Annotated in this window: 27 protein-coding genes; 11 read left to right on the forward strand and 16 right to left on the reverse strand. The window is 61.2% G+C overall.

Features of this window, described 5'->3' with window-relative positions; all coding sequences use genetic code 11:
• Positions 1–3 precede the first annotated feature (3 nt).
• The 5 genes from nthA to BRSPCE3_RS12640 form a co-directional block, all read right to left on the reverse strand.
• Complete coding sequence (gene nthA, locus BRSPCE3_RS12620) at positions 4–624, reverse strand: nitrile hydratase subunit alpha (protein WP_244066134.1); 621 nt, start codon at positions 622–624, stop codon at positions 4–6.
• A 13-nt stretch (positions 625–637) separates the two neighbouring features.
• Entirely contained in the window at positions 638–1360 is a 723-nt protein-coding gene (gene nthB, locus BRSPCE3_RS12625; RefSeq protein WP_244066135.1) for a nitrile hydratase subunit beta, read from the reverse strand.
• A complete protein-coding gene (locus tag BRSPCE3_RS12630; protein WP_244066136.1) occupies positions 1357–2385 on the reverse strand; it encodes a GTP-binding protein in 1029 nt (342 codons plus the stop codon). The genes nthB and BRSPCE3_RS12630 overlap by 4 nt, the downstream gene beginning before the upstream one ends.
• A gap of 131 nt (positions 2386–2516) precedes the next feature.
• On the reverse strand, positions 2517–4139 hold the full coding sequence (locus tag BRSPCE3_RS12635; RefSeq protein WP_244066137.1) for an MFS transporter: 1623 nt from the start codon (positions 4137–4139) through the stop codon (positions 2517–2519).
• 14 nt (positions 4140–4153) lie between these two features.
• Entirely contained in the window at positions 4154–4990 is an 837-nt protein-coding gene (locus tag BRSPCE3_RS12640) for an alpha/beta fold hydrolase (protein ID WP_244066138.1), read from the reverse strand.
• A gap of 214 nt (positions 4991–5204) precedes the next feature.
• Between BRSPCE3_RS12640 and BRSPCE3_RS12645 the strand changes: the two genes are divergently transcribed.
• From BRSPCE3_RS12645 to BRSPCE3_RS12670, 6 genes are all read left to right on the forward strand, one after another.
• A complete protein-coding gene (locus BRSPCE3_RS12645; RefSeq protein ID WP_244066139.1) occupies positions 5205–6575 on the forward strand; it encodes a sigma-54-dependent Fis family transcriptional regulator in 1371 nt (456 codons plus the stop codon).
• An 875-nt stretch (positions 6576–7450) separates the two neighbouring features.
• On the forward strand, positions 7451–7648 hold the full coding sequence (locus tag BRSPCE3_RS12650) for a hypothetical protein (protein ID WP_244066140.1): 198 nt from the start codon (positions 7451–7453) through the stop codon (positions 7646–7648).
• 132 nt (positions 7649–7780) lie between these two features.
• Complete coding sequence (locus BRSPCE3_RS12655) at positions 7781–8185, forward strand: hypothetical protein (protein ID WP_244066141.1); 405 nt, start codon at positions 7781–7783, stop codon at positions 8183–8185.
• Between the two features lie 158 nt (positions 8186–8343).
• Positions 8344–10629, forward strand: a complete 2286-nt coding sequence (locus tag BRSPCE3_RS12660; RefSeq protein ID WP_244066532.1) for a glycosyltransferase family 4 protein — start codon at positions 8344–8346, stop codon at positions 10627–10629.
• A 33-nt stretch (positions 10630–10662) separates the two neighbouring features.
• Complete coding sequence (locus BRSPCE3_RS12665; RefSeq protein ID WP_244066142.1) at positions 10663–11961, forward strand: glycoside hydrolase family 130 protein; 1299 nt, start codon at positions 10663–10665, stop codon at positions 11959–11961.
• A 57-nt stretch (positions 11962–12018) separates the two neighbouring features.
• The gene (locus BRSPCE3_RS12670) at positions 12019–12192 is read left to right on the forward strand and encodes a hypothetical protein (protein WP_244066143.1); all 174 of its coding nucleotides are present in this window, start codon (positions 12019–12021) and stop codon (positions 12190–12192) included.
• A 963-nt stretch (positions 12193–13155) separates the two neighbouring features.
• Here the strand turns inward: BRSPCE3_RS12670 and BRSPCE3_RS12675 are convergent.
• Positions 13156–13293, reverse strand: coding sequence for a hypothetical protein (locus BRSPCE3_RS12675; protein WP_244066144.1), 138 nt, complete (start codon positions 13291–13293; stop codon positions 13156–13158).
• Between the two features lie 518 nt (positions 13294–13811).
• Here BRSPCE3_RS12675 and BRSPCE3_RS12680 point away from each other — a divergent pair.
• On the forward strand, positions 13812–14618 hold the full coding sequence (locus tag BRSPCE3_RS12680) for a transglutaminase family protein (protein ID WP_244066145.1): 807 nt from the start codon (positions 13812–13814) through the stop codon (positions 14616–14618).
• A gap of 94 nt (positions 14619–14712) precedes the next feature.
• On the opposite strand, the gene BRSPCE3_RS36040 is transcribed toward BRSPCE3_RS12680, so the two are convergent.
• The 3 genes from BRSPCE3_RS36040 to BRSPCE3_RS12690 all read right to left on the reverse strand — a co-directional run bounded on the left by BRSPCE3_RS36040 (position 14713) and on the right by BRSPCE3_RS12690 (position 16056).
• Complete coding sequence (locus BRSPCE3_RS36040) at positions 14713–14838, reverse strand: hypothetical protein (protein ID WP_283843114.1); 126 nt, start codon at positions 14836–14838, stop codon at positions 14713–14715.
• Positions 14839–15227: 389 nt separating this feature from the next.
• The gene (locus BRSPCE3_RS36105) at positions 15228–15452 is read right to left on the reverse strand and encodes a hypothetical protein (RefSeq protein ID WP_309296299.1); all 225 of its coding nucleotides are present in this window, start codon (positions 15450–15452) and stop codon (positions 15228–15230) included.
• A 394-nt stretch (positions 15453–15846) separates the two neighbouring features.
• Complete coding sequence (locus BRSPCE3_RS12690; RefSeq protein ID WP_229183029.1) at positions 15847–16056, reverse strand: cold-shock protein; 210 nt, start codon at positions 16054–16056, stop codon at positions 15847–15849.
• Positions 16057–16480: 424 nt separating this feature from the next.
• On the opposite strand from BRSPCE3_RS12690, the gene rpsU reads away from it, so the two are divergent.
• The 3 genes from rpsU (at position 16481) to BRSPCE3_RS12705 (ending at position 17454) form a co-directional block, all read left to right on the forward strand.
• Positions 16481–16750 (forward strand): 30S ribosomal protein S21, encoded by a 270-nt coding sequence (gene rpsU, locus BRSPCE3_RS12695; protein ID WP_244066147.1) that lies wholly within the window; start codon positions 16481–16483, stop codon positions 16748–16750.
• A 56-nt stretch (positions 16751–16806) separates the two neighbouring features.
• Positions 16807–17106, forward strand: coding sequence for a hypothetical protein (locus BRSPCE3_RS12700; protein WP_244066148.1), 300 nt, complete (start codon positions 16807–16809; stop codon positions 17104–17106).
• Positions 17107–17217: 111 nt separating this feature from the next.
• Entirely contained in the window at positions 17218–17454 is a 237-nt protein-coding gene (locus BRSPCE3_RS12705) for a DUF6894 family protein (RefSeq protein ID WP_244066149.1), read from the forward strand.
• Between the two features lie 281 nt (positions 17455–17735).
• On the opposite strand, the gene BRSPCE3_RS12710 is transcribed toward BRSPCE3_RS12705, so the two are convergent.
• The 7 genes from BRSPCE3_RS12710 to BRSPCE3_RS12740 all read right to left on the reverse strand — a co-directional run bounded on the left by BRSPCE3_RS12710 (position 17736) and on the right by BRSPCE3_RS12740 (position 22232).
• The gene (locus BRSPCE3_RS12710) at positions 17736–17930 is read right to left on the reverse strand and encodes a hypothetical protein (protein ID WP_244066150.1); all 195 of its coding nucleotides are present in this window, start codon (positions 17928–17930) and stop codon (positions 17736–17738) included.
• Between the two features lie 180 nt (positions 17931–18110).
• The gene (locus tag BRSPCE3_RS12715; protein ID WP_244066151.1) at positions 18111–18311 is read right to left on the reverse strand and encodes a hypothetical protein; all 201 of its coding nucleotides are present in this window, start codon (positions 18309–18311) and stop codon (positions 18111–18113) included.
• Between the two features lie 35 nt (positions 18312–18346).
• Positions 18347–18628, reverse strand: coding sequence for a DUF1488 family protein (locus tag BRSPCE3_RS12720; RefSeq protein WP_244066152.1), 282 nt, complete (start codon positions 18626–18628; stop codon positions 18347–18349).
• Positions 18629–18667: 39 nt separating this feature from the next.
• The gene (locus tag BRSPCE3_RS12725; protein WP_244066533.1) at positions 18668–18964 is read right to left on the reverse strand and encodes a hypothetical protein; all 297 of its coding nucleotides are present in this window, start codon (positions 18962–18964) and stop codon (positions 18668–18670) included.
• Positions 18957–19223: a hypothetical protein gene (locus tag BRSPCE3_RS12730; RefSeq protein WP_244066153.1), complete on the reverse strand. Its 267-nt coding sequence runs from the start codon at positions 19221–19223 to the stop codon at positions 18957–18959. Before BRSPCE3_RS12730 ends, BRSPCE3_RS12725 begins: the two co-directional genes overlap by 8 nt.
• A gap of 289 nt (positions 19224–19512) precedes the next feature.
• Positions 19513–20673, reverse strand: a complete 1161-nt coding sequence (locus tag BRSPCE3_RS12735) for a caspase family protein (protein WP_244066154.1) — start codon at positions 20671–20673, stop codon at positions 19513–19515.
• Positions 20674–20999: 326 nt separating this feature from the next.
• A complete protein-coding gene (locus tag BRSPCE3_RS12740; RefSeq protein ID WP_244066155.1) occupies positions 21000–22232 on the reverse strand; it encodes a hypothetical protein in 1233 nt (410 codons plus the stop codon).
• Positions 22233–22442: 210 nt separating this feature from the next.
• Between BRSPCE3_RS12740 and glf the strand changes: the two genes are divergently transcribed.
• Complete coding sequence (gene glf, locus BRSPCE3_RS12745; RefSeq protein ID WP_244066156.1) at positions 22443–23669, forward strand: UDP-galactopyranose mutase; 1227 nt, start codon at positions 22443–22445, stop codon at positions 23667–23669.
• Positions 23670–23723 lie beyond the last annotated feature (54 nt).

The following is a 23723-nucleotide window of genomic DNA, read 5'->3' on the forward strand; positions in this document are numbered from 1 at the left end:
GCGTCAGGCGCCCGGCGGCTTGACGATGGCGACGCCCATCATCGACTCAGGCGTGACAAGAGCCGCCAGTTGCTCTTCGCTGAAACTGTCGGTGCCCGCCGGTCGTTCCGGGACAACGAACCAGCGGATCTGGGCGCTGCTGTCCCACGTTCTGATTTCCTTCTCGGGGGCAATGTCCAGACCAAATTCGCTCAGGACTTTGCGGGGTTCGCGCGCAGCCCGCGCGCGGAACGAAGGATCCTTGTACCAATAGGGTGGCAGGCCCAGAATCGGCCAAGGATAGCAAGAACAGAGGGTGCAGATGATGAGGTTGTGCACCTCAGGCGTGTTGATCGCCGCTCGCATATGCTCACCTTCGGCACCAGCTCCCTTGGTCACGAAGTTCATCTGTTCGACCGCGGCCATGGTGTCTTCGGCCACAAGCTTCATGAAGGAGGGATCGACCCATGCCTTCGCGATGAGCTTGGCACCGTTGAACGGGCCCATCTCGGTCGCGAAGATCGCCATGATCTTGTCGACGGTGTCGCCGGTGATGACACCCCTCTCGATGAGCAGTGCCTCCAACGCGCGGACGCGCGCCGCGTTTACCGTCTCCCGGTCGTTGGGATACTCGAAACGTTGCATGGTGTGCGGCTCCTCAGGGTGCGATGGCCGGTTCGAGATAGGCTTCGAACAGGTCCGCATAGAAGGTGAAATTCTGTTCGGTATTCCCGGGCCAGAGAGTCTCCGGGTCGAACTTGACGGAGTAGACGGGCATTGCTTTGCCGATTCCGTCCGGTCCCGTGTCACAAAGGTAGACGTAAGCGTCGGGATAAACGCCATCGATGATGCCCGGCTTGTTTCGCAGATGTCCGGGCAAGCGTGTGTGGTCGACCGATTTCGGATCGGCGACGCAAACGGCGTCGCCGATCGCAAACCGAGGTTGCGTTGAGCGTTCCCGTTTCGGATCGTCGCCGATCAGCAGATATGTCCGCACGCGCGTGTCCACGGCGGCGTCTCCGCCTTTTGGCATGACGGGCGGCGACATCAAAAAGGTTTCGGTTCGCGCGTCGAGTTCTACCTGCGTGATGTAACCCTTCGCGACGAAATAGGCCGAAATTCCGCCAAGCCACTTTTCGTAGTAGCGGAATTTGAAGTAGTCGAAGGGATGCATCGATTCTGCGCCCTTGCGCAGGTCGGCCCAGGTCCATTCGGAGTTGAACGTGCTGGGCGTCGTTTCGAGATTGAGCTGCGGGCTCAGTGCCATCATCGCCGTATGGATGCCGAAGATTCTTTCCTCCCATGCTTCCGCGAAGACACGCGTATCGAGTGGGATCGGATCGAGACCTTCGAGTCCTCCCAGATAGTGCTGTAGCTTCATTGTTGCGCTGCCTCATTCGGGATTGATCGCGTGTCGAGACTGGTATCTGACAAGGTCAGATCGACAATCTCGTTTCGAATTCGGGTTGCATCGAGCCCTCGCCCGATGAAGACGATCGCGCTGGTGCGATGCTCATTCGCGGCCCAGGGCCTGCCCGGTCGACCTTCGAGCGACATATGGACGCCATGGAAAACCCAGCGCCGGGCCTCGCCTGCCAGCGAAAGGATTCCCTTGGAGCGCAGAAGGGTCTCGCCATTCTGCTGCACAAACCCGTTGAGCCACCGGAAGAAGCGAGGCCCGTCCAGAGCGCGTTCTTCGCGCACTTCGACGCTGATCACCGAGAGGTCGTGTTCGTGCTCAAGCTCGGAGAGCAGCAGCGGTTCGATAGCCAGGCAGTTCTTCAAATCGAAAGCCTTGACGTCGACAATGGAGACGACGTCGACCCGACCGTCGACCGTCCCGACCATTCGAACCATCGGATTGATGGTCCGAATGGTCGCCTCGCATTTGGCGCGTGCGCCTTCATCGACCAGGTCCAGCTTGCTTATCACCACGACGTCGGCGAACGCGATCTGCTCGGCCGCGACGTTCTCGCCAGAGCCCTGATCGGCAAGCCAGCGGTCTATGTTGACGGCGTCCACCACGGTCACGACCGCATCGAGCGTGGTGGCCTCAGACAGGACCTCGTCGACAATAAAGCTTTGAATGATAGGCGCGGGATCGGCCAGCCCGGTGGTCTCGATGAGGATGCGGCGGATTGGTCTTGGTCCGGAGAGCAGGCCGGTGATCGTTGAAACAAGGTCGGAGCGGACGGTGCAGCAGATGCAGCCGTTGTTGATTTGAAGAATTTCCTCGTCGACGCCGACGACCAGTTCGGCATCGATGCTGATGGCTCCGAACTCGTTCACGATGACCGCCGCATCGGCCATCATCTCGCTTTCGAGCAAGCGATTGAGCAGTGTCGTCTTGCCGGATCCCAGATAGCCAGTCAGGACAGTGATCGGAATTTTCTGCGATGTCGCCATTGTTGCCGCCGGATTGTTTTAGTGTGTCTCGAATGTCTGATGAAGTTCGGGATGCGCCGCTCGGGCGGCGTCGTCGCAACGAGACCCTGCGACGGCGGGGATTCGCCGCCGCAGGTCAGGAGTGGTGCGGATTACCCGCGGATGTCGCGGCCGCGGGTTTCCGGCAGCAACAATGCCCCGATGATCGCGGTCGAACCGGCAAACGCGATGGTGTACCAAAGGCCGCCGAAGATGTTGCCGCTCGCGATGACGACTGCCGTTGCGACGAACGGGGCAAAACCGCCGATCCAGCCGTTACCGAACTGCAGCGCGACGGAAACGCCGCTGTAGCGGATGTGGACAGGAAACAGTTCGACGAGGAGCGCCCCAAGCGGCCCGTAAACCATGGTCGCCAGGAAGACCAAAGCAAACAGGATGGCGATCACCCTCGGTGCGTCGGGCTGCGCCGGCGCCTTCGCCGAGGGGAGACCGCGTTCGGTCAATTCCTTCAGAAGCCCGGCTTCATCGAAGGCCGTCGCCGGACCGTCGTTGACCTGCACACCGAGGGATGCGGTATTCGCCTTCACGACATAGGGAACGGCATTCGCGGTCAGGAATGCCTTCACGCGCGTACACTCTTTCATTGCCTGGGGGCGGAAGAGCTGACCGATCCAGGACTGATCCTCGCTGCAATCGTTTCCATGTATGACCACCGAAGTCCTGGCGCGAAATTCTGCAAGCGCCGGATTGCCGTAAGTCGCCAGGCCCTGGAACAGCGGCATGATCAGCAGGGCGGATAGCGCGCATCCCGTGACGACGATCCACTTGCGCCCGACCTTGTCGGAGAGCCAGCCGAACAACAGGAAGAACGGTGTTCCGAGCGTGAGCGCGACCAGAAGGTAGAAGTTGGCCTGATCCTGGCTCATCTTCAGTGCTGTGGTCATGAAATAGAGGCTGTAGAAATGCCCCGTGTACCAAATCACCGCCTGACCCGCCACGACGCCAAAGATCGCCACGAGCACCAGACGCAGATTGCCCCGATCAGCAAATGTATCGGCGATTGGATTCTTCGAGCCTTTGCCCTCGGCCTTCATCTGCCGGAACACGGGTGACTCGTGCAGCTTCAACCGGATGTACAAGGAGAGGATCAGAAGTGCGATCGACCCGATGAATGGGACACGCCAGCCCCAGATCGAAAAGCTCTCCGCCGACATGGAGGAGCGGCAAAGAATGATGACCGCCAGCGAGAGAAACAGCCCAAGCGTCGCCGTGATCTGGATCCAACTCGTCGTGAAGCCGCGCTTGTCCGGATCGGAGTGCTCGGCAACGTAGGTCACCGCGCCTCCGAATTCGCCGCCGACGGCGAGCCCTTGCAAAAGGCGCAGTCCAACCAAAATGGTCGGAGCCCACCAGCCGAAAGTCTCGAACGAGGGCAGCAGGCCGACGGCTGCGGTAGCGAGGCCCATCACCAGCATCGTTACGAGGAATGTCTTTTTGCGGCCTACGAGATCGCCGAGGCGTCCGAAGACGATGGCGCCGAACGGGCGAAGAACGAAGCCGGCGCCAAAGGTCGCCAAGGCCGCGAGCAATGCCGCCGTGTCATTTCCTTTTGGAAAGAACAGCGTGCTGAAAAATGCCGCCAACGAGCCGTAGACAAAGAAATCATACCACTCGAAAACGGTGCCGAGGGCGGCCGCGAAGACGATGCGTTTGGTGCCGCGATCCAGGTGGTTGGACGCGAGGCTGGCTTCTGATTCGATAGCTTGAACGGACATCCGATCCTCCCGCATCAAACGGCTTGGTGTACGTAAGACGTCACATCTTCGGCCATGCGTGGCGGCAGCATGCCGTGCTGCGCCAGAAATTCGCCCAGCAAGCGATTGAATACGTCCGGCTGCTCAAGCATCGGGAAATGACCGGCCGATGCCATGACGTGAAGCCGGCTGTTCGGAATGCTGTTCGCCAGCGTTCGCGACTCGCTCGGCGGGGTGATGACGTCCTCCTCGCCAACGAGGACCAGCGTCGGCACGCTGATCTCCCCGAGCCGCGCGCGGCTGTCCGAGGCGTTGAGCGAGGCAATCGCCTGGCACGCGACGAAGGCGGGCGTTTGCGCAACTTCGGTCTTGGCAAAGTCGATGAGCTCGGCGCTCGCGGCGGAGCCGAAGGATCGCTCGATCACCTTCTGGCTCGCCGTCACCACACCCAGCTCGTCGATGGCTTTGTGCACGTTGTCGACATTGACGTCCGCGCCCAAGCCATGCGGCGTGGCCCCCACCAGCACCAACGCGCGCACGCACGCCGGGTGAGCGAGCGTGAAATTCTGGGCCACGGTCCCGCCCATCGAAAGACCGACGAGAAACGCCGACTCGATCGACAATGCGCGGTAGACCCGAAGCACGTCCTCGACGAAGGCGTCGATCGTGTAGTCCCGGTCTTCTGGACGTGGCGAGCGGCCGTGACCGGGCAGATTGATGCGAACCATCTGATGGTGCGCCGAGAACGGCTCGACCTGCTCGCGCCAGAACTCCGCTGTCGTCGTGAAGCCGTGCACGAACACCAACGGCATTCCTTCTCCGGACACCTGCACGACTGTGTCCCCGACCGTGATCGTTCTGATGGATGTCATTCCGCTCCTCCTGTTGTCCCGGCAGGAAGTTCGCAAGCGCCGTGCCATCTCGGCTTCTTGTTTTGTGAGAACGCGCTAACGCTTTGACACTGCAATCTGAATTCTTGCGGGCGAGAGCTGCAACCCCGATTTGACGCTCCGTGGTCGCAGCGCTAGTGTACCAATTACGTGACACTATTTGTCGCATGGATGCGACACCGGACGTGGTTCCTCAATGGTCCTTTCGCAGTGGATTGCCGGATCATCGGAAGAAGCAGGCTTCCTGAAGCTTGTGCTCGACCACGTATCGGACTGTCTCGTCGCCGTTGATACGTCCGGCGCGATTGTCCTGATCAACCAGCCCTATTGCAGACTGTTGGGAGGCGAAGCAGACGATTTCATCGGGCGGCACATTACCGAGGTGGTTGGTCCGCAAACCAAACTTCACCTTGTGGCGCGTGGGGAAGGCAGCCATATCGGCTATCCCCTGAAGGTGCGTGGGCACCAACTCATTACGAGACAGGTCCCCGTACTTCAGGATGGCCGCATCATTGGTGCGGTCGGCCTGGCACTGTTCTCCGATCTCGGTGCTCTGAAGCGGACCTTCCGACGGGTCGCACAAGCCGAACTGGCAATGCCGCAAGGCAACAAGCAATGGCGCTCGCGGTTCAGCATGCGCGACATCGTGGGCGAAGGCGAACTCATGAACGCGTACCGAAATTCGCTTGAGCTCGTCGCCGGACATGATCTTCCAGTGTTGATCTCGGGTGAAACCGGTTCCGGCAAGGAACTGGCCGCACACGCCATCCACGGGAATTCGAGCCGATCCGAGGGGCCCTTCGTTTGGATCAATTGCGCTTCAATCCCGGGCGAACTGATCGAAGCCGAGTTGTTTGGGTATGAGGGCGGCGCATTTACCGGTGCGCGTAGTCGCGGAAAACTCGGAAAGTTCGAGCTGGCCTCCGGCGGCACGCTGTTCTTGGATGAGATTGGGGATATGCCGTTGCACCTGCAGGGCAGCTTGCTACGGGTTCTTCAGACAAACGAGATGGTGCGGGTGGGTGGCACAGCTCCGGTTGCGGTCAATGCCCGCGTTGTTTGCGCAACCAATCAATCGCTTCCCGAACTGGCCCGAGCCGGCCGCTTTCGGCAGGATCTTTATTACCGCCTCAGCGTCTTGCCGATCAGCGTGCCGCCCCTCCGTGAGCGGGACGACATCGAATTTCTCGCTCGAGAATTGCTCGTCCGGATTGGGGAGCGGTTGGGCAGCGAAACGAGGAACCTATCGCGAAAAGAGTTGGCGTCCCTGGGCGCATATAGCTGGCCTGGAAATGTCCGGGAGCTGGAAAACGTGCTCACTCGGTTCATCGTGACCGGTCAACTATCGGTGCTCCCCGCACATGCTCCATCAAGGCCGGAAGTGGAAAAGGGGTCCGGACTTCTGAAGCAGCGCATCCAGTCTCAAACCGCGACGGAAATTCGAGCCGCCTTGGAGAAAACCGGCGGTAACAAGCGCCAAGCAGCAGGGCTGCTCGGCATCAGTCGTGGGCATTTGCATCGGCTTATGAAAGAGCAAGCGTCTGATCCCAATCAAGCGAGGGATTAACGCGATATCGGATCTGGCGATGAAGCGATCTCCGCCACCACGCCGGGCACTCACGCCACCATATTAAGGACAAACAGCGGTTCCTCGTGTCGGTGGTTGCGTATGTTTCCCTCCCTGGGCACCATTTTCCTACCGATCAGAACGGAACCGCGAACCATGACGGTCGGCACTTGGGTTGCCGAATTAGATTGAAGCGGACTTAAAGTTTCGGTCTTCAAATCGTCGATGCTGCCGGGCAGCTGAGTGTCGCTGCAGAGGCGTGAAGCGAATCCAGTCAGACGCCGGCTATGATGAGTCGGACTTTCCGAACGCGCTCGATTGCAATCGTGACTTGATATGTGGCGCCGCTGCCAAGATGTACGTGCGGGGCACCAGAGGCTCCTGCGATCTGGTCGCCCAAAATTTTGATGCGCGAACTGTTCGCCGCCAGTATGCGATGCCTGCGTCACGATAAGCCGCCGAGACCCGAAGAGATTGGGATACGCAAAGAAAAGTCCGGCGCTGCGACGCCGGGCTGATCAACCAATATATTCCGAGGATCGGTAATTCATGACGCTAACGCAGATCATCATGTTCGTCCATTTATTCCGAGCGATCGCACTTGCCTCCTCTCGTTCTCAGAGCTGCTTCATGCTTTGCAGATTCGATTCCGCAGATGTTCCGCGACGTTTTAGTGCTCGCTATTCCCAAGACCTGAGCGTAGGGTTGCTCATCACCGCCCGTCCCGCGGCTTCTACCGGTGACTGAGGGTAGCGTATGCTCCCGCCGAGAGAAGAGAGCGTGGATGTCTCGATTTCGCTTGACCGACACGATCGCGCCGCCGGTGATCATCCCGCTGTCTCCTGTGCTGTTGGTATTTGCAGCGGTCGTGCTGCGTGCATAGCGCAACACCACTGCAATACCTGGTTGGCGGCAACAATCGAGCCGGCCAAGTCAATCTGACCTGCGACACGGCGGCTGCCGCCGTGAAGAAGGCGCGGCAGCTCTTGCAGGAAGGCTATGTGGACGTGCGCTTATGCACGCCACGAGGCCAGATCCTGCTGCCTGACGAGTTCGATCAGCTCGAAGCCTGAGGGAACGGCAGTCAGACCGCGTCCGCATCGGGCTGCGGCTCGGATTTTGCGGCAACGCTACCGTGTCTGTCTTGGTCGACTATTGAGTTCCATCGGAAATGGATGGAGGCAGACAGCCATGAAGGGCAGCACATGTTCAAGTCGAAACAATATCGTGCAGAAGCAGCCGAATACGCGGAGCGGGTCAAAGATTCGACCGATCCGGACGAAGGCCGTAAACTTCAGGAATTGCAGGACCGTCTCGTCTCGAGGGCTGAACGCGAGCAAGGATTGGCGGACGATTTCCACGACGCGGTTCATGTCGCAGGGCCGGACCAACCTCGCGGCGCAGCCCTCGCAAGCGAAGAAGAGCGCGTTCTGCGGTGTCTTGGCGCAGCCGTCATCATGCAATGGAACGCCCTGCCGACGACGTTGCAGCGGGAGATATTCGACTCTGCCGGATCGGTCGGCAAGTTGCTGGAGACGGCGGAGCTTCGCGGGCAGATCGCGCGATTTCTGCACAAGCACAAGAGTGACCCGAGCGGCAACGAACGTTGATGGCGCGACCCGTTTCATGAACGCGCAAAGGGTTACCTATCCGGACCGGACCCCATGGCTTCCCTGCTGCAAGACTGCACCGGATGAACGACCAAATCTCCAGCCGCGTCGGCCGCAGCGCGTCCTACGAAATCAGGCAAGATCATCGAGGTACAGACATGACGTCGCTCCGCCGCATCGCCTTTGTCGGTAACTCGCTGCCTCGTCGCTGCGGTATCGCAACCTTTACGACGGACCTGCAGAGCGCAATATCGGCGTCACACCCTGATCTTGAGACCTGCATCGTGGCGATGACCGACCGCGGCCACACCTACGACTACCCCTCGGCGGTCGCTTTCCAGATCAAAGACGACCATATCGAAGACTACTTGCGCGCAGCGGACTTCCTGAACGCTGGCCGGTTCGAGACCGTATGCTTGCAGCACGAATTCGGCATTTTTGGCGGCGTAGCCGGTGCTCATATTCTCGCTCTGCTGGCGCGCCTGACCATGCCGGTCGTGACGACGTTCCATACCGTGCTGGCCGATCCCACCGCCAAGCAACGTGCGGTCATGGAATGCATCGCCAATGCGTCGACGAAAGTGGTGGTGATGGCCAACAAGGCCCGGGAGCTATTGCGCAGCGTCTACCTCGTGCCGGACGACAAGATCGAGGTGATTGCCCACGGCATTCCCGATGTCGCTTTCACCGGACCCGATGCGGCGAAGGCCAGGCTTGGGTTTGCTGGCAAGTCGGTCATTCTGACATTCGGCCTACTGTCCCCCAACAAAGGCATCGAAGTCATGATCGATGCCATGCCCTTGATTCTGAAGCACCGCGCGGATGCGGTGTACGTCGTGCTCGGCGCAACACACCCCAATCTGGTTCGAGACCAGGGTGAAGCCTATCGCGAAAGTCTGACGGCAAGGGTCCGCGAGTTGGGCGTCGAAGACCACGTGGTGTTCCTCGACCAGTTCGTGGATCAGGCCACGCTGCTCGAATTTATCTCGATGTGCGACGTCTATGTCACGCCCTATCTCAACGAAGCCCAGATGACCTCTGGAACCCTGGCTTACAGTTTTGGGCTCGGGAAGCCGGTCGTCTCGACGCCTTACTGGCACGCACGCGAGCTGCTTACCGATGGATGCGGAGTTCTGGTGCCATTCGGCGACGCGGCGGCGATCGGCGGCGAGATCGCCAAACTGCTCACCGACGACGCGCGCCGGCAGGCGATGTGTCGACGCGCTTACGCTATGAGCCGGACGATGACGTGGGAACGGACGGCCGAGCGTTACATGTATGCCTTCACGACCGCGCGGCAAAGTCAGCGGCTCAAGGTCCTAGCGCGTTCCGACACCGGCTCGCAGGAACTGCTCGGCTCTGCTGCGCCTGACATGCAAATCGGCCATTTCATGACGATGTGCGATGATATTGGTCTGTTCCAGCACGCCGTGCACTCGGTGCCCGATCGCTCGCACGGCTATTGTGTCGATGACAATGCACGGGCGTTGCTATTGTCTTGTGCCCTCAATCATCCCGACGAACAGCCGCTGCCGGAAATCCTGACGACCCGGTTTGCGGCTTTCGTGCAGCATGCGTGGAATCCCGACACCATGCGCTTTCGCAACTTCATGGGCTTCAATCGAGCCTGGCTCGAGGACAGAGGCTCCGAAGACAGTCACGGGCGGACGCTATGGGCATTGGGCGAGGCGGCACGCGGAGACGCAAGCCCGTCGCGGCGCAGGTGGGCCACGGATCTGTTCGCCCAGGCTTTGCCGACGGCGGAGAGCTTTGGTTCGCCCCGCGCGTGGGCGTTCATGCTGCTGGGTCTGGACGCCTATTGCACCGTTGCTCCGGATGACCTCCACGCGAGAGAGGTCCGGCATGCTCTTGCGGACAGGTTGATGTCCTGTCTGGCGTCGGTAGAGACGCCGGACTGGGTGTGGTTCGAGGAAGGGCTCGCCTACGACAACGCGCGATTGCCGCAAGCCCTGACTCTGACAGGGATGACGACACAAACGCCTCAATACATTGATGCTGGATTGCGGTCGCTGCGCTGGCTGATGATGCAGCAGACGACGATGGCAGGTCATTTCCGGCCGGTGGGCACCGCCAGTTTCGGCGAACAGCGGCAGCATCCCCGCGCCTTCGATCAGCAACCCGTCGAAGCAACGGCCACGATCGCTGCCTGTCTGACGGCGTGGCGCGCGGACGGCGATGCCGAGTGGAAAGCCATGGCAATGCGCGCTTTCGGCTGGTTTCTCGGCAGCAATGATCTGTCCGTGGCACTGGTCGATCCGCACACCGGGAGCTGTCGCGATGGATTGCATCCCGATCGCGCCAACGAAAACCGCGGAGGCGAATCGGTCGTCTGCTATCTCCTTGGTCTTGCGGAAATTCGTCAGCTTGCGCGCCTCAACACCAACCTGGCCAAGCCCACGGGCTTACGCGCTGTGGGCGCTTGAATTTTACCTTTCATCCAGCGAGACGAGGCCACCGTGTCACACGCTACCTTCCTGAATCGGCAGGCGCTTTATCTACGTCCAGACCCCGCACGGGTCATCGTGCGGCCATTCAAGCCGGCGACGGAACCGCGCGATCTCAACCCGACCGACAAGATGCGCGCAAATCATATCGTCGAGCGAGTTCTCGCACTCGATCAGGAGACCGTTGCCGCTCAGCTCGCAGACGTCCTGGAAAATTTCAAGGGTCGCCATCGCAACCTGTTGGAGAGGTTCGAGGCCCGCGCGGACGAAATGGAGGACGCTTTCGCAACGCATGGCGTCTTCTCGAAGACGCAGCGCCAGCTGGTCGGCGCCTACTTCCTCAACGAGTATTCGTTCGAAGCCTCTGCCTTGTTCAACCCCAGCATCGTGGCGCACCCCGATCAATCGGGGGCGCCGAAGGGCGGCGTGCGCTTTGTCCTCAGTCTTCGAGCCACCGGCGAAGGGCATGTATCGTCGCTGACGTTTCGAACCGGGACCATTGCGGCTGACGGCGGTCTGACCGTTGATCCGACGGCTCGGCTCGCGTCAAATCCGAGGATTTGCCATCGCGCATCCGGGCCGGACGGCGAACTCGTCGAGTTGGCCTTCAATCCCAAAGAAGACCTCACCGAGCGCGTTATCTTTCCTGTCACGGAATCCCAATCGAACGGCATTGAGGACGCGCGCTTTGTCGAGTTCAGCGACGGTGATCGGAAGACCTACTACGCGACCTTTACCGCATACAGCGGACGGGCCATCCGGTCCGAATTGATCGAGACCAGTGATTTCCTATCGTTTCGACTTATGCCCTTGCGGGGGGCCGCTGCGCGGAACAAGGGCATGGCACTGTTCCCGCGCAAGATCGGCGGCAAGTTCGCCATGATCGCGCGGCAGGACAATGAGAACCTGTATCTGATCTATTCTGACGACCTCCATGCATGGGACGGCGGCCAAGCCATTCTGAAGCCGCAATTTCCATGGGAGTTCGTCCAGATCGGCAATTGCGGGTCGCCAATCGAACTCGATGAAGGTTGGCTGCTGCTGACGCACGGCGTCGGCCCTGTCCGCAAATACTCGATCGGCGCGGCGCTGCTTGACAAGCGCGATCCCTCCAAGGTGCTGGGGCGTTCGCGCGAGCCGCTGTTGCGGCCTGAAGCGTCCGAGCGCGAGGGATACGTTCCAAACGTCGTCTATACGTGTGGCGCGATGCGGCACAACGACCATATCATCCTGCCATATGCGGTATCGGACACCTTTTCCAATTTCGCGACGATGAAGATTTCGGCGCTCATGGATGCCATGAAGCGCTGAGCGCAATCGTAACCGGTGGCGTCGACGGCGCTATTGTCAACAGCCCAGGGAGCCTTCATGGCCCGCGAAACGACCTACATCGTGCAGGCGTTCAACGCCGGCAAGGGCGGACATCTGAAGCCTGACTCTCCGATCGTCTGCAAATCGGCAAGCGGCGGAGAAGCCGGCGCTGAGCAAGCTCGCCGTCGTCGCCTTCTCGTCGACCGGCGATCCCGAGATGGGCGACTATGACGACGAGCTCCTATCTTCTTCCGGAAAGGTGAGCTTCCGGTTGCCTTCGGCTGAATTCTTGGCTGCGACGAGAGCATAACAGAGAAAGTGCAGATGAGCGGGCGACTGGAACCGGACCCGGGCAGCCCAAGGAGGAATGAGGCCTGCGCGCCGCACCTCGACCAGGGCAGTTGCGAAGCGCGCGGCTCCTCGAGACGGACGGGAGCCTTTCAGCATTGTTCGCTCTGGCGCCGAGCCGGTCTTGCACGATTTCACTGGGTTGACGGTACCGCCGAGCGAGGCTCCGCCGTGGAGGGCGCCTCCATGTCGCCTGCTCCCGCAATCATGCCGTTTGCCGCAGCACAAAATCGTACGCAAGGGTGACGGGGTGCTCCTATCATGAAGCGCACATGTGCCGGCCGCCGGGTGGCGTGCCTGAGCCGTGAGCATCTCGCCGGCCGTCAAAGGGGCTCGACCAGGCCGCCGGCTTGAAGCTTATGGACTGATCCGACGACCGGCTGGACTTCGAATTTCTGTTTGAAGATCGCGACGTCGTCGTAGCCGGCGCGAAGAGCCCGCAGAATGCTTCGCCCAACAGCGAGGCGGCGTTATCCCGGATCTGGATGAATCGCTTTCTTGTCTGCGCAGTACTTTGCAATAAGAAGGCGGATTCCCTCTTGCGCGGTCTGATCGGTTACGCAGCTTGAGAGCTTTTGGTAATGCTCGATTCTCCTGTCGAGTTCGATGCACTTCTCGCACATGGAGAGTCTCCTGCTAGGCGGCGGGAGCGCCTGTCGGCCCCAGTACCGCTGTCGATATCCATCACGGAGACGCTCGGTGCCGTCAGCGATCGCTTCAACGCTTGATGGGCGTTGTGCCGCTCGTGATGGCGAAGATGACTTTCCGGGACCGATAGAGGGGATTGACTTCCAGCGCCATTCGTCCGGCTTCTGGGAAGCCATCGAGCTGAGCGCCAACCTCTGCTTACCTCTTCTTCTTTGCAGGACCGAAGTCCGGTTGCCAGCCGGCCTCCTTGCGGCTCGGCGCCGCTGCAATCACCTTCGCTTTTTCCTTCTTCGGTTTCTTGGTTTCGCGATTGCCGCGTTGCTGTCCCTTGGCCATGATTTAGATCTCCAATTGGGGTCTGAGCTCTTCAGCCCGTTCGGCTGCAATATGCGTCGCGGGCGACGCAAGACGTAACGACGCGACCGTGCCGCAAGTGGCGTTGCCGTGATAGATTCCCTGTGACCAAACAGGCCAAGAGAGCCGTGCTAGCCGTTTAGGATGGCCGCAGCACATGCGAGAAGCAGAAGAAACAGCGGCACGACGACCGGCGGAACGATCCATTCCGAGGCGCGAAAACGAGTCATCGAACGCTCCTGTTAGTTAGTTGGCGGGAGCGCATGTGACCCTCAGTCACCGGTCGATGCCGTTGATAATGCGGTGATCCAGCCACCCTACGCCCGGGGCTGGCCAATAGCGAGCACTAACCGCGCGCAGCGAAGATTTGGAACATGCGCTGCGTCATATAGCCCTGATCGCGCAGTACGCACTCATCCCGTTTACCCACCGTCAATGCCTTGTATTCGGCTAGCTCCGTCGCCACCTCTGCCAAGAGCGCAGAGAAGAAAGCATTTCGAATGAAGATCAATGTCGGATTCGAGATGCTCTATGATTTCCCGCAACCGACGCCCGTGATCATGGTGCTGGGCACTCACATCTCTCGTGCCTCAGACATCATCGTTCCGGATTCCTTGACAACCGAGCCTGCGGTGCCGATCACGAGGTATCGCGATTCATTCGGCAATTGGTGCAGCCGCATTGTCGCGCCCGCCGGGCGTATGCGGTTCGCTGCCGATGGCTGTGTGCGTGACAGCGGTTTGCCGGACCCAGCGTTTCCATCGGCCGTTCAACATGCAGTGCAAGACCTGCCTGCTGATACGCTGCTCTATTTGCTCGGCAGTCGTTATTGCGAGACGGACCGGCTCTCCGATATTGCCTGGACCTTGTTTCAGAATACGCCGCCGGGCTGGGCGAGGGTGCAGGCGATCTGTGAGTTCGTGCACCACCATATTTCGTTCGGATACGAGCATGCCAGTTCCAGCAAGACGGCACTTGAGGCGTACCACGAGGGTAAGGGTGTCTGCCGCGACTATGCCCACCTGGCCATTGCGTTCTGCCGCTGTATGAACATCCCGGCTCGATACTGTACTGGGTATCTGAGCGATGTGAGCACGCCGAAACCTTGGGCCGCGGGCGATTTCGCCGGCTGGTTTGAGGCCTATCTCGGAGGCCGATGGCACACCTTCGATCCCCGCAACTTCGTGCCGCGGATCGGCCGCATCTTGATCGCACACGGGCGCGACGCCGCTGATGTTCCCATTACCCAGACATTCGGGCAGAATTCTCTGGTCAGTTTTAGGGTCTGGACTGACGAGATCGCGTAGTAAATGAGCCATCGCCCCCGCGGCGGATAAAGCGTCTCCGGTCCGGCGGGGCCGCTAAGACGCGGTCCCTATTTCATGAGGCTCGCCAACTGAGTTACTTCGTCTCCGGATGTAACGCGGCCTTCTTCACTTCCATCTCAGCGAGGCTAACCTTGAGACGGTCCGTGGTGAGCGGATCAAAACGCTGACAGAGTGCGCGTCGAAACATGTCGATCTGCATCTGAAGCTCGTCGCATTGCTTGCACATGAGTGCTCCGTACAGCCACCGACGCCCAAGGGCAAAGCCTCAGCCGGTGGTGGGGAACAACGTACCATGATGAAATTCGTTCAACTAACGGGTTGGGCGTCTTCCTCTCGGAGAAAAGGAAAAACGGCGAAACGAGCAGATCGAACCTCACAGGGAATGAAAGGAGCAGGGCAGACCTGCGGAGGGGCGCCGGTCAAGCCACGGCTTCTGTTCGCCAAATGGAGCAAGACATTCCGAAATCGAATAACGGGTCAAAGCGCTGGCAGCTCCGAAAAATCACCAGCGCCTACCAGCAAAACGTTCGACACGCGAGGCCGCTTGAGGACGCATCAAATCGCGTGGCATCGCAGTGCCGGCCGAAGCTAGAGCATGGAGAGCACGACGATCCCGTCTTCAAGCTGTCCCGAGGCAAGGCGCGCTCGCGCCATCTGCTCCAGTTCCGTCCGGTACTTATGAAGATAACTAAGGGCTTGCTTGTCCGTCTGAAATGTCGTTGTGAGCCGACACATCTGTCGAGCTGCGCCGAGCGCAAGAGAGAACGTTATTGTTCCGTCGCCGAGTGACTTGGCTCTACGCACGATCTGCATGCTCCGGCTTGGTGAGGCTTGGTCGTCGGCATAATCATCGACCACTGCCGAAGTTGACTATCGCGGTAACTTATTGGTGCGCTTCTTTGGCGAATGCGCCGGCAATGGTGCCGGCGGCGTTGCAGCGGCGGCTTCCCTGGTCTCGCGGAGCTCTCGAAGTCGCGCCATGTTCTTGCGAACCTCGATGGCCTGCCTTCCGACCTCCGCCATCGCGCGCGCTCCCTCGTCAGCGGCCAATCGTTTTCGGTTGGCACGCGCGATGCGTTCGGGCGATGATTCTGCCGACTTCCTGACGCTCATGCACACGACCGCTGAACAGGCAAAACCCGCTCAATCCTGAGATTGAGCGGGCAGCATGCCGTTTCAGTACATCCGTGAAACGACACGACGAAACTCACGCCAGCGAGAGGCTCTCGGCGCTGACCTTGCCTCGCATCTTGTCGGTCTTGACCTCGTAGTGAACCTTTTGGCCCTCCGCGAGACTCGAAAGACCGGCCCGTTCGACTGCGCTGATGTGAACGAACACATCGCTGCTGCCGTCTTCCGGCTGGATAAAGCCGAAGCCCTTTTGGCTATTGAACCATTTAACAGTACCTGTCGTCATCTTGTTCTCCAAAGCGCGCGAGCGCATACCGCGCGACAGTCACGCGATGATTTCAACTTCGTCGATGTCTTTGGAAAAGGTGCCCGCGGGCGCGTTCAACAAGGCACAGCGGCTAATCGAATACAGTTAGTATATATGCTATGTGCGGCCCATTACAAGGAACGGGGCTGATTTGTTTCAGTTGGGCGCCTCCGCCGCCGATCGAGAGCTTCGAACGGGCCCGCCGAGGGGAACCTAATCGATTGACACGGCCGCGCGGTAGTGTTCCGGTCATTCCACCAACCGTATCGGCATGGCGAGCAGACCGGCTTGTTCAAAGCCGGCGAAGAATTTCGCCGTTACCCTCATCCTCACGATCGTGAACGTCCCCTGCGCAAAGGTTGCGTGCAGGGCTGTTCCAGTTCGCAGCCACCGAGGAGTTTTGATGCAGGTCCTTGTTCGCGACAACAATATCGACCAGGCACTTCGAGTCCTGAAGAAAAAGATGCAGCGCGAAGGTGTCTTCCGCGAGATGAAGCAACGCCGCGCCTATGAGAAGCCTTCGGAAAGAAAGACGCGAGAAAGATCGGAGGCCATTCGTCGGGCCCGCAAGCTCGCTCGGAAGCAGGCGATCCGCGAAGGATTGCTGCCGGCGCCTCCGAAGAAAAAACTTCCAGAGCGCAGGCCACCTTTGCCGCAGGTCACCGTCATCTAGCAAGGATACCAACCGGTTCGACTCCGGTGAGGTAAGGCGACGGGTCCGAATGTCGAATGAGACTTGTCGAAGCCGGATGGTCCTATCGAGAGGCAGAGCTTTCAATTCGTTCGAGTGGCAGATGGATATGCCTAGGAATCGGATGGGTTGAGGCGCATATTGAGGAAATGAAAACCTATTTCACACCTCGTTTGCTGGAGGTCACCGTGACGCCTCAACAGCCCACGCGCTGGAAATGGCACGTTTCCGAAGCAAACGTTGAGCTGGCCTGCGGGTACGCGACCAGCCGGGAAACGGCGCAGATTGAAGGCGATGACGCTCTGTTCGCTATGCTCTCGATAGGGCCCGTCAAGTGACTGCCAAGCGTCCGGGACCCCAACCGGCGCGCCAGATCCGTTGAAAAGGCATCGTGTCAATACGAGGTACGAAATCCGCACACCATCTGTTGCCGGCGAAAGGAAGCGCGGATGATCCGCTACTACTTCGACATCAGGGATGACAACGGGATTTATCCCGATAAGGAAGGGATGGAGTTTGCAACGCAGCGTGAAGCTGAAGTCGAGGCAGCAGAATCGCTGGCAGGCCTAGCGCGTGATCTTGCCACTCTGGACGATCGACCGGACCTCTCGGTTGAGGTGAGAACCGTCGTTGGACGCGTATTCCAAGCCGCCCTCATTTTCGATAGGGGCGAGACGAAGCGGTAACGGCGCAGCTTGCGGCCTTTGTCGCCTTCAGTTCTCGGCCTGGTCACAATTGTCTAGCTTGAGATTCGCTGCTCCGCCATGAGCCACTGATGTACGATCTGCCATTTGTCCTCTGCGCCTGACCGAAAATCCAGTAATGTTGGCTCGCGTCTGGCTTTGATCTCGAGGAAAAATCGCCGCGCGTCGCGTGCGCAGGCTTTTCCGCCAAGCGGCTGCGTCTTGATCCAGTGGTCCCATTCGCGAACGATCGCCTGCCTCGCTGCGCGATGAAGCGACGTCATCTAGCGGGCCTTATTGGTGGGATGCTTGGATTCTCGTGCCAATCGCTCGGCTTTGAGGCGCTCGCGGTTGGCTTGGAACGCTTTGTCGACTTTGGCATGCTCGCTCGGCGCGGCCTCCACTTTTCGGAACATCTTGTTGGCTTCTCGCGCCGCGGCGGTTGAGTCCTGGCGGCCGAAGGCTCGATCTTTGATCATTCCTGGCACTCCACATCCCCAAATTATGAGACGGGTCTCGGGCGGCGCAACCTCAGCTTAGGCCTCGGTGCGTTCGTCCGTCAGCGGCGGCGGCCTTACGATTCATGACCTCGCGCCGTCTTCGTCAAACGTCCTGGTGTCATTCCGGTTCCTAGCGACGACGCTGCCGTGCTGAAGCTGCTAGAACAAACTGTCCGCCGCCTTGTCGAGCCGTCTTACCGCGCCTCCGGCTTCGTTGAGGTGACCCACCAGTTCACCGGAGAGCCGATAAATCCTGCTGCCCTTCAGATCGTAAAGCTTCCGGCCCTTGAGGTCGAAAACAGCGGAGCCGACCACCACGGCGACGTGTACGCCATCACTGTTGACTATGTCGCCCTTCAAGCGTGACTCCCTTGTTTTCGCGACCTCGGTGATCCTCACTGCTTCCTGAAGTCGATGCTTCTCAGGATGATCCCGGCGGGCACACCTTCGAACTCGCCCGCCATGTATTTGACGGTGGCGCGGGCTTCGATGCGTTCTCGCAGTCGCATGAACTGTGCTTCGCGTTCGCTCGACGGTGCGCGTCCCGCACCTTCCAGCTCATCCATCGCGGAAGTCGAGATCGCGCAGGAGATGACCTTCGCGCCGTCGCGCATCGAGAACTGGACGATCATGCGGTCGTACTCGAAACTGGTGAAACAAGCTTGTTCAAGTGACATGCGACTAAACCCGTTGCGTTGGCCGAAGCAGGCACAGCTTCAGCCCTGTTCATCGAGCCGGGCAAAATCCGCCAGAATCGCCGCGACGAGATCGCGATGCCTCGTATCGTCAGGCGAAAGGCTCGCAGCGTAGATGTTCAGCACGTAGCGCGCCTTGGCAGCCGCTTCCGGCCATGAGGTCGCGGCGATCGAGACCAGTTCGCTTTCCAGCCCGCTTTGCCGTTCGCGCAGGTCCCGCGCACGGCTCTCGACATCCGTTGTTGCGCGGCGGACTTCCGTCGCTTTCTGCGCTGCAATCCCGCGATGCTTGTCCAGATCGAGCGGTTCGTCACTCATCTGGCATGCCCGCGTCGATCCGTTGCGCATCCGCCAGGTCGACCGGACCGATGGAAAACATCTCCATCCTGGCGCCATGCGAGGCAGCCGGCACGATCATCATCGTCGCAACGCGGCGATAAGACGCGAAGGAAAGCCCTTCGATCATCTCCTCGTCCGTGATGACCTCGTAGCGTCCGGCAGGCAGAGGGTGATCGATGCCCCTGATCTGGAACGAATGCTTGAAGGTGACGATTTCCCGTCGCGAGCGAGTCTGCATGTACGCCCGCCTTTGCCAATGCTCGGGCGCCGATGTCGGCTCGCCGATCAGGGCACCATGCGCTCTTTCGAGAGCATTAGCTAACGCTTTCTCGCGCTCCGATGTCGCGGCCGGAACGCCTCGACGCGCTCGCTATTCCGGCGGCGAACGCGTCATGATGCCTCTAACCGCCATTGGGAGGTCACTGAGAGTGAGTATGCTCCCGCCAAAGACGAGGAGCGTCCCTTTTCATGGCTTGGCTTGGTCGACTGCATTGCGCCGCCGGTGGGTCGACCCACGCGGCGCCCCCTCACTCCACGCTCCGCTTCCAATAGCCGGTGCCGAGCTTGCCGGTGATCACGGCAGTCGCGTCGTGCACTTCGTAGGAGCCGGCATCGCTGTAATTCCTCATTCCCTTCAGCGCATGCAGCGTCCAGCGGCCGTTGGCGAAGGTGACGGTACCTTCGTGCGATTGCGCCGAGCGGAATGGTTCGGCGTGGAATTTGTAGGTCCCGTTGGCCATGATCTGCCAGATCCAGCGCGACTGGCCGCGGCCGCTTGCCACCATGATCTCCCAGGTGCCGACCAATGCGGGATCGATGGCGCTCTCTGAAGTTGCTGATGGCGCCGACACGACGGGAGCGGCGGCTGCCGGTGCCGCATTCGCCTGTTTGGCATTCGCGGTCTCGGTGGGCGGCGCTGCCAGGTAGATCGCCTTGCGCGACAGCGAGCCGTAGACGAACGGCTGCTGCGCGTTGCGCGTCGCCTCCATCACGTCGTCGCGGACGTTGCGGAACATGAAGGTGACCTCGACGCCGGGCGCTTCGATGTTGCGCAACAGCGCCGTGGCGAACGGGCTGTTGCGGCCGTCGCCGTCGAGCGCGGTGGTGCCGTCGCGCGCGGCGTAGGCGACCAGCACGTTGCCGACCGGCTCGATGCGGCCGAGCCCGCTGTTTGCAGCGGCGCGGCTGGCGAGCGAGCGGCTCATCTTCGCCGCGAACGGATTGTTGCGGCAGGCATCGAGGATGACGAGGCCGAGGCTTCCGGTGCTCGAGACCTGCAGCATCACGCTCTGCAGGCTGATCGCTTCATTGGCGGCGTCGGTGTCGCGCTTCAGCTCGGCATCGACAGGGATCAGCCAGTTGTCGCCGTTGATCTCCATGCCGTGGCCGGCGAAATACACCGCCGCCATGTCGGCCCCGGCGGCGTTGTGCCCGAACGCGATCAGGCCGCGCCGCATCTCGTCGAAGCTGCCATTGCTGATCAGCGTCACCGCGAAGCCGAGGCGTTTCAGCGAGGCTGCGATATCGCCGGCGTCGTTCGGCGGATTGGAGAGAACAGGCACGCTTCGGTAGGCGCCGTTGCCGATCACCAGCGCCACCCGCCTGCCGTCCGCGGCCGCCGGTGCCGCGGCAACGCCAGCGAGCGCCGCGGCAACAGCCAGTCCCCAAACAAACGCGCGGCGGTTCATGCTGGACCCGATCGGAGGTGACGGGTCCACGGTAGCGCAGCCGGCGCGGCACGGCCACGAAAATGGCAATCAAGTGTAGCCCGGATGAGCCAACGGGTCGTCGCTTCTTCTCCTTCCCGCTGCAAGGGGGAAGGTCGGGATGGGGGTCAGCCGCGGGCGACGTTGCGAGTGGAGGGAGCAGATCCCCACCCGCTTGCTCTGACGAGCCAAGCGACCTCCCCTTTGCAAGGGGAGGTTGGAGCTGCGCAGCAGGGATGGGCCAACATGACGCGCATTCACCCAATCCGCTTGGCTCATGCGGGCTACTGGCTGCGCGCTACGCCAGATCAGGCCGCCTGCTTCGGCGTCCAGACGCCGGCCGGCACCGGCTCGGCCGGCAACAGATTGGCGCCGGCAGCCCCCGCGATCGACATCGTGATCTCGTGGATGTCCTGCACCGACCGCTGCATCGAGAAGCGCGGATAGAGCTCGCGCATCGTGGTGGCGGTCGCCGCCTGCGCCGCGGCGGGATCGGTCAGCACGGCCTCGACGGCGGCGGCGACGCTGGCGGCGTCCTGGTTGAAGGTGTAGCGGGCAAGATGCGGCATCTCCCTGGCCGAGAAGCGGTTGGCGTCGAACACCGGCACGGTGCCGGCGCCGAGCGCGAAGAACACCCGGTCATGCACCGACAGGTCGACGTTCGGATTGAGCGACACCGCGGCGAGATAGCTGCCGAGGCCTTCGCGCATCGCATCGAAGGTCATGGCGCCGAGCACGCGCGCCGGCCGTCCGCTGACGTCGAGGTCGCTCCAGCCGCCGCCGATGAAATCGACCGGATAATCGGCAAGCACCGCACCGACCTCGCGGGTGCGCACGCCCCGGGTGTAGTTGTCGAGCCGGGTCAGGATCACGTTGAACAGGTCGCCGCCCGGCTTCAGATAGACGAGGTGCCGCTCGGCGACGTCGACGATGATTTTTGGAAACGCGCCGCAGGTCTTGCCGCGGGCCTCGGCGATCGCGTCGAACAGCAGCGCGAACAGCTTCGGCGGCATCGTCTTGCGCCAGCCGCGCTCGAGCGCCAGCGGATTCCAGCCTGACTTGGCGAAGATCAGCCGGCCGTTGCGGCTCTCGGCCGGCAGGCCGCCGAAGAAGCCGGGATCGGGGATGCCCATATGGGTCGCGAACACGGCGCCATTGGCCCCGAGATGATCGCGGTTGAAGGCGGCGTGGTCCGGAAACACGTAACCATGCGCGGCATAGCGGCTCTCGAGGCCGTGACGCTTGGCAAAATAGCAGGGGTGGTCGCAGAACCAGGTGAAGACGGGAATCTGGGCGACGTCCCAGAACAGCCTGCCGTCCTTGGTGTGGATATCGAGCCCGATGCCGGAGAAGCCGAGCGCCATGGTCTCGGCCTTGCGCGGCAGCAGGGCGTTGAGCCGGGCCGAAAAGTCCGGCGCCAGCAGGTCGAGCATCTTGACCTCGTGCCCGAGCCGGTCGAGCTCGGCGGCGGCCATCGCAAGGATGCCGCGCAGCGAATCGTAGGTGGTGTTGCCGGAATACAGGACGCAGATTACGGACATCGGGCCCCCGCGCATGATGCTGTTGCTGCGCGCGCGGACACGTCCACCGCCTCGCATGCTCCTCGTTCAACGGCCGAGCCCGCCGTTCCGGGCTGGAAATTATCGCGGCCTTAACCAAAATCTTCGCCGGAAGTCGACTGCGGCGCCGTTCAAGTTCCGTCGGGATGTCGCGGCGGGCCACCGCCCGGGCCCGCGCGGGGCGGGGGCCACATGCAGCTTGAGAATTTCGACGTCGTCGTGGTGGGCGCGGGCTTCTTCGGCGCCGTGATCGCCGAGCAGGTGGCGAACAAGCTCGGCCGCAGTGTCTGCGTGCTCGACCGCCGGCTGCATATCGGCGGCAACGCCTATTCGGAGCTCGATTCCGACAGCGGCGTCGAGGTGCATCGCTACGGCACGCATATCTTCCACACCAATTCCGAGACCGTCTGGCGCTATCTGCAGCGCTTCACCCATTTCACCGACTACCGTCACCGCGTCTTCACGGTGGCGAACGGCCGCGTCTATGCGATGCCGATCAACCTTGCGACGGTGTGTGCCGCATTCGGCCGCATCATGTCGCCGGACGAGGCGCGCGCCGTGATCGCGGCAGAGGCGGCAGCGCACGGTGCCTCCGGGAGGCATGGTGCCTCCGGGATCGGCAATCTCGAGGACAAGGCGATCGCCTCGGTCGGCCGCACGCTCTATGATCTCCTGATCCGCGGCTATACGCAGAAACAGTGGCAGACCGATCCGCGCGAGCTCTCCGCCGACATCATCGGCCGCTTGCCGGTGCGCTTCACCTTCGATGATCGCTACTTCGCCGATCGCTACGAGGGCATGCCGGTCGACGGCTACACCGCGATCTTCCGCCGGATGCTCGAGCATCCGAAGATCGCGGTCGAACTCGGGGTCGACTATTTCGACGTCGCCGACCGCATCAATCCGCACCAGCTCGTGATCTATACCGGGCCGATCGACCGCTTCTTCGGCTACACCTGCGGCCATCTCGGCTGGCGCACCGTCGACTTCGCGCGCGAGGTGCATGACGTCGCCGATTTCCAGGGCGCCGCCGTCATCAATTATGCCGACGCTGAGGTGCCGTTCACCCGGATCCACGAGTTCAGGCATCTGCATCCGGAGCGCGCGCATGCGCAGGCGCGGACCACGATCTACCGCGAATATTCCCGCTTCGCCGGCCGCACCGACGAGCCGTATTATCCGATCAACACCGGATCCGACCGCGCCATGCTGGCGTCCTATCACGCCATGACGGCGGCGCATCCGAACGTCATTTTCGGCGGCCGGCTCGGCTCCTACAAATATCTCGACATGCACCAGGCGATCGGAGCCGCGCTGAAGACGTTCGAGCACGAGGTCGCGCCGTTCTTCGTTCGCGAAGGCATGCAGCCAAGCGACGCGGCCGCGCGCCGCGCCGCCTTGTCGGCTCTGTCGGCGTGATCTAATCCTGCCGGCGCGGGCCGCGAACACGACAACAATCGCCCGCGGTCCCCG

Origin of the sequence: Bradyrhizobium sp. Ce-3, assembly GCF_022835695.1 — a bacterium.
Taxonomy (GTDB): Bacteria; Pseudomonadota; Alphaproteobacteria; order Rhizobiales; family Xanthobacteraceae; genus Bradyrhizobium.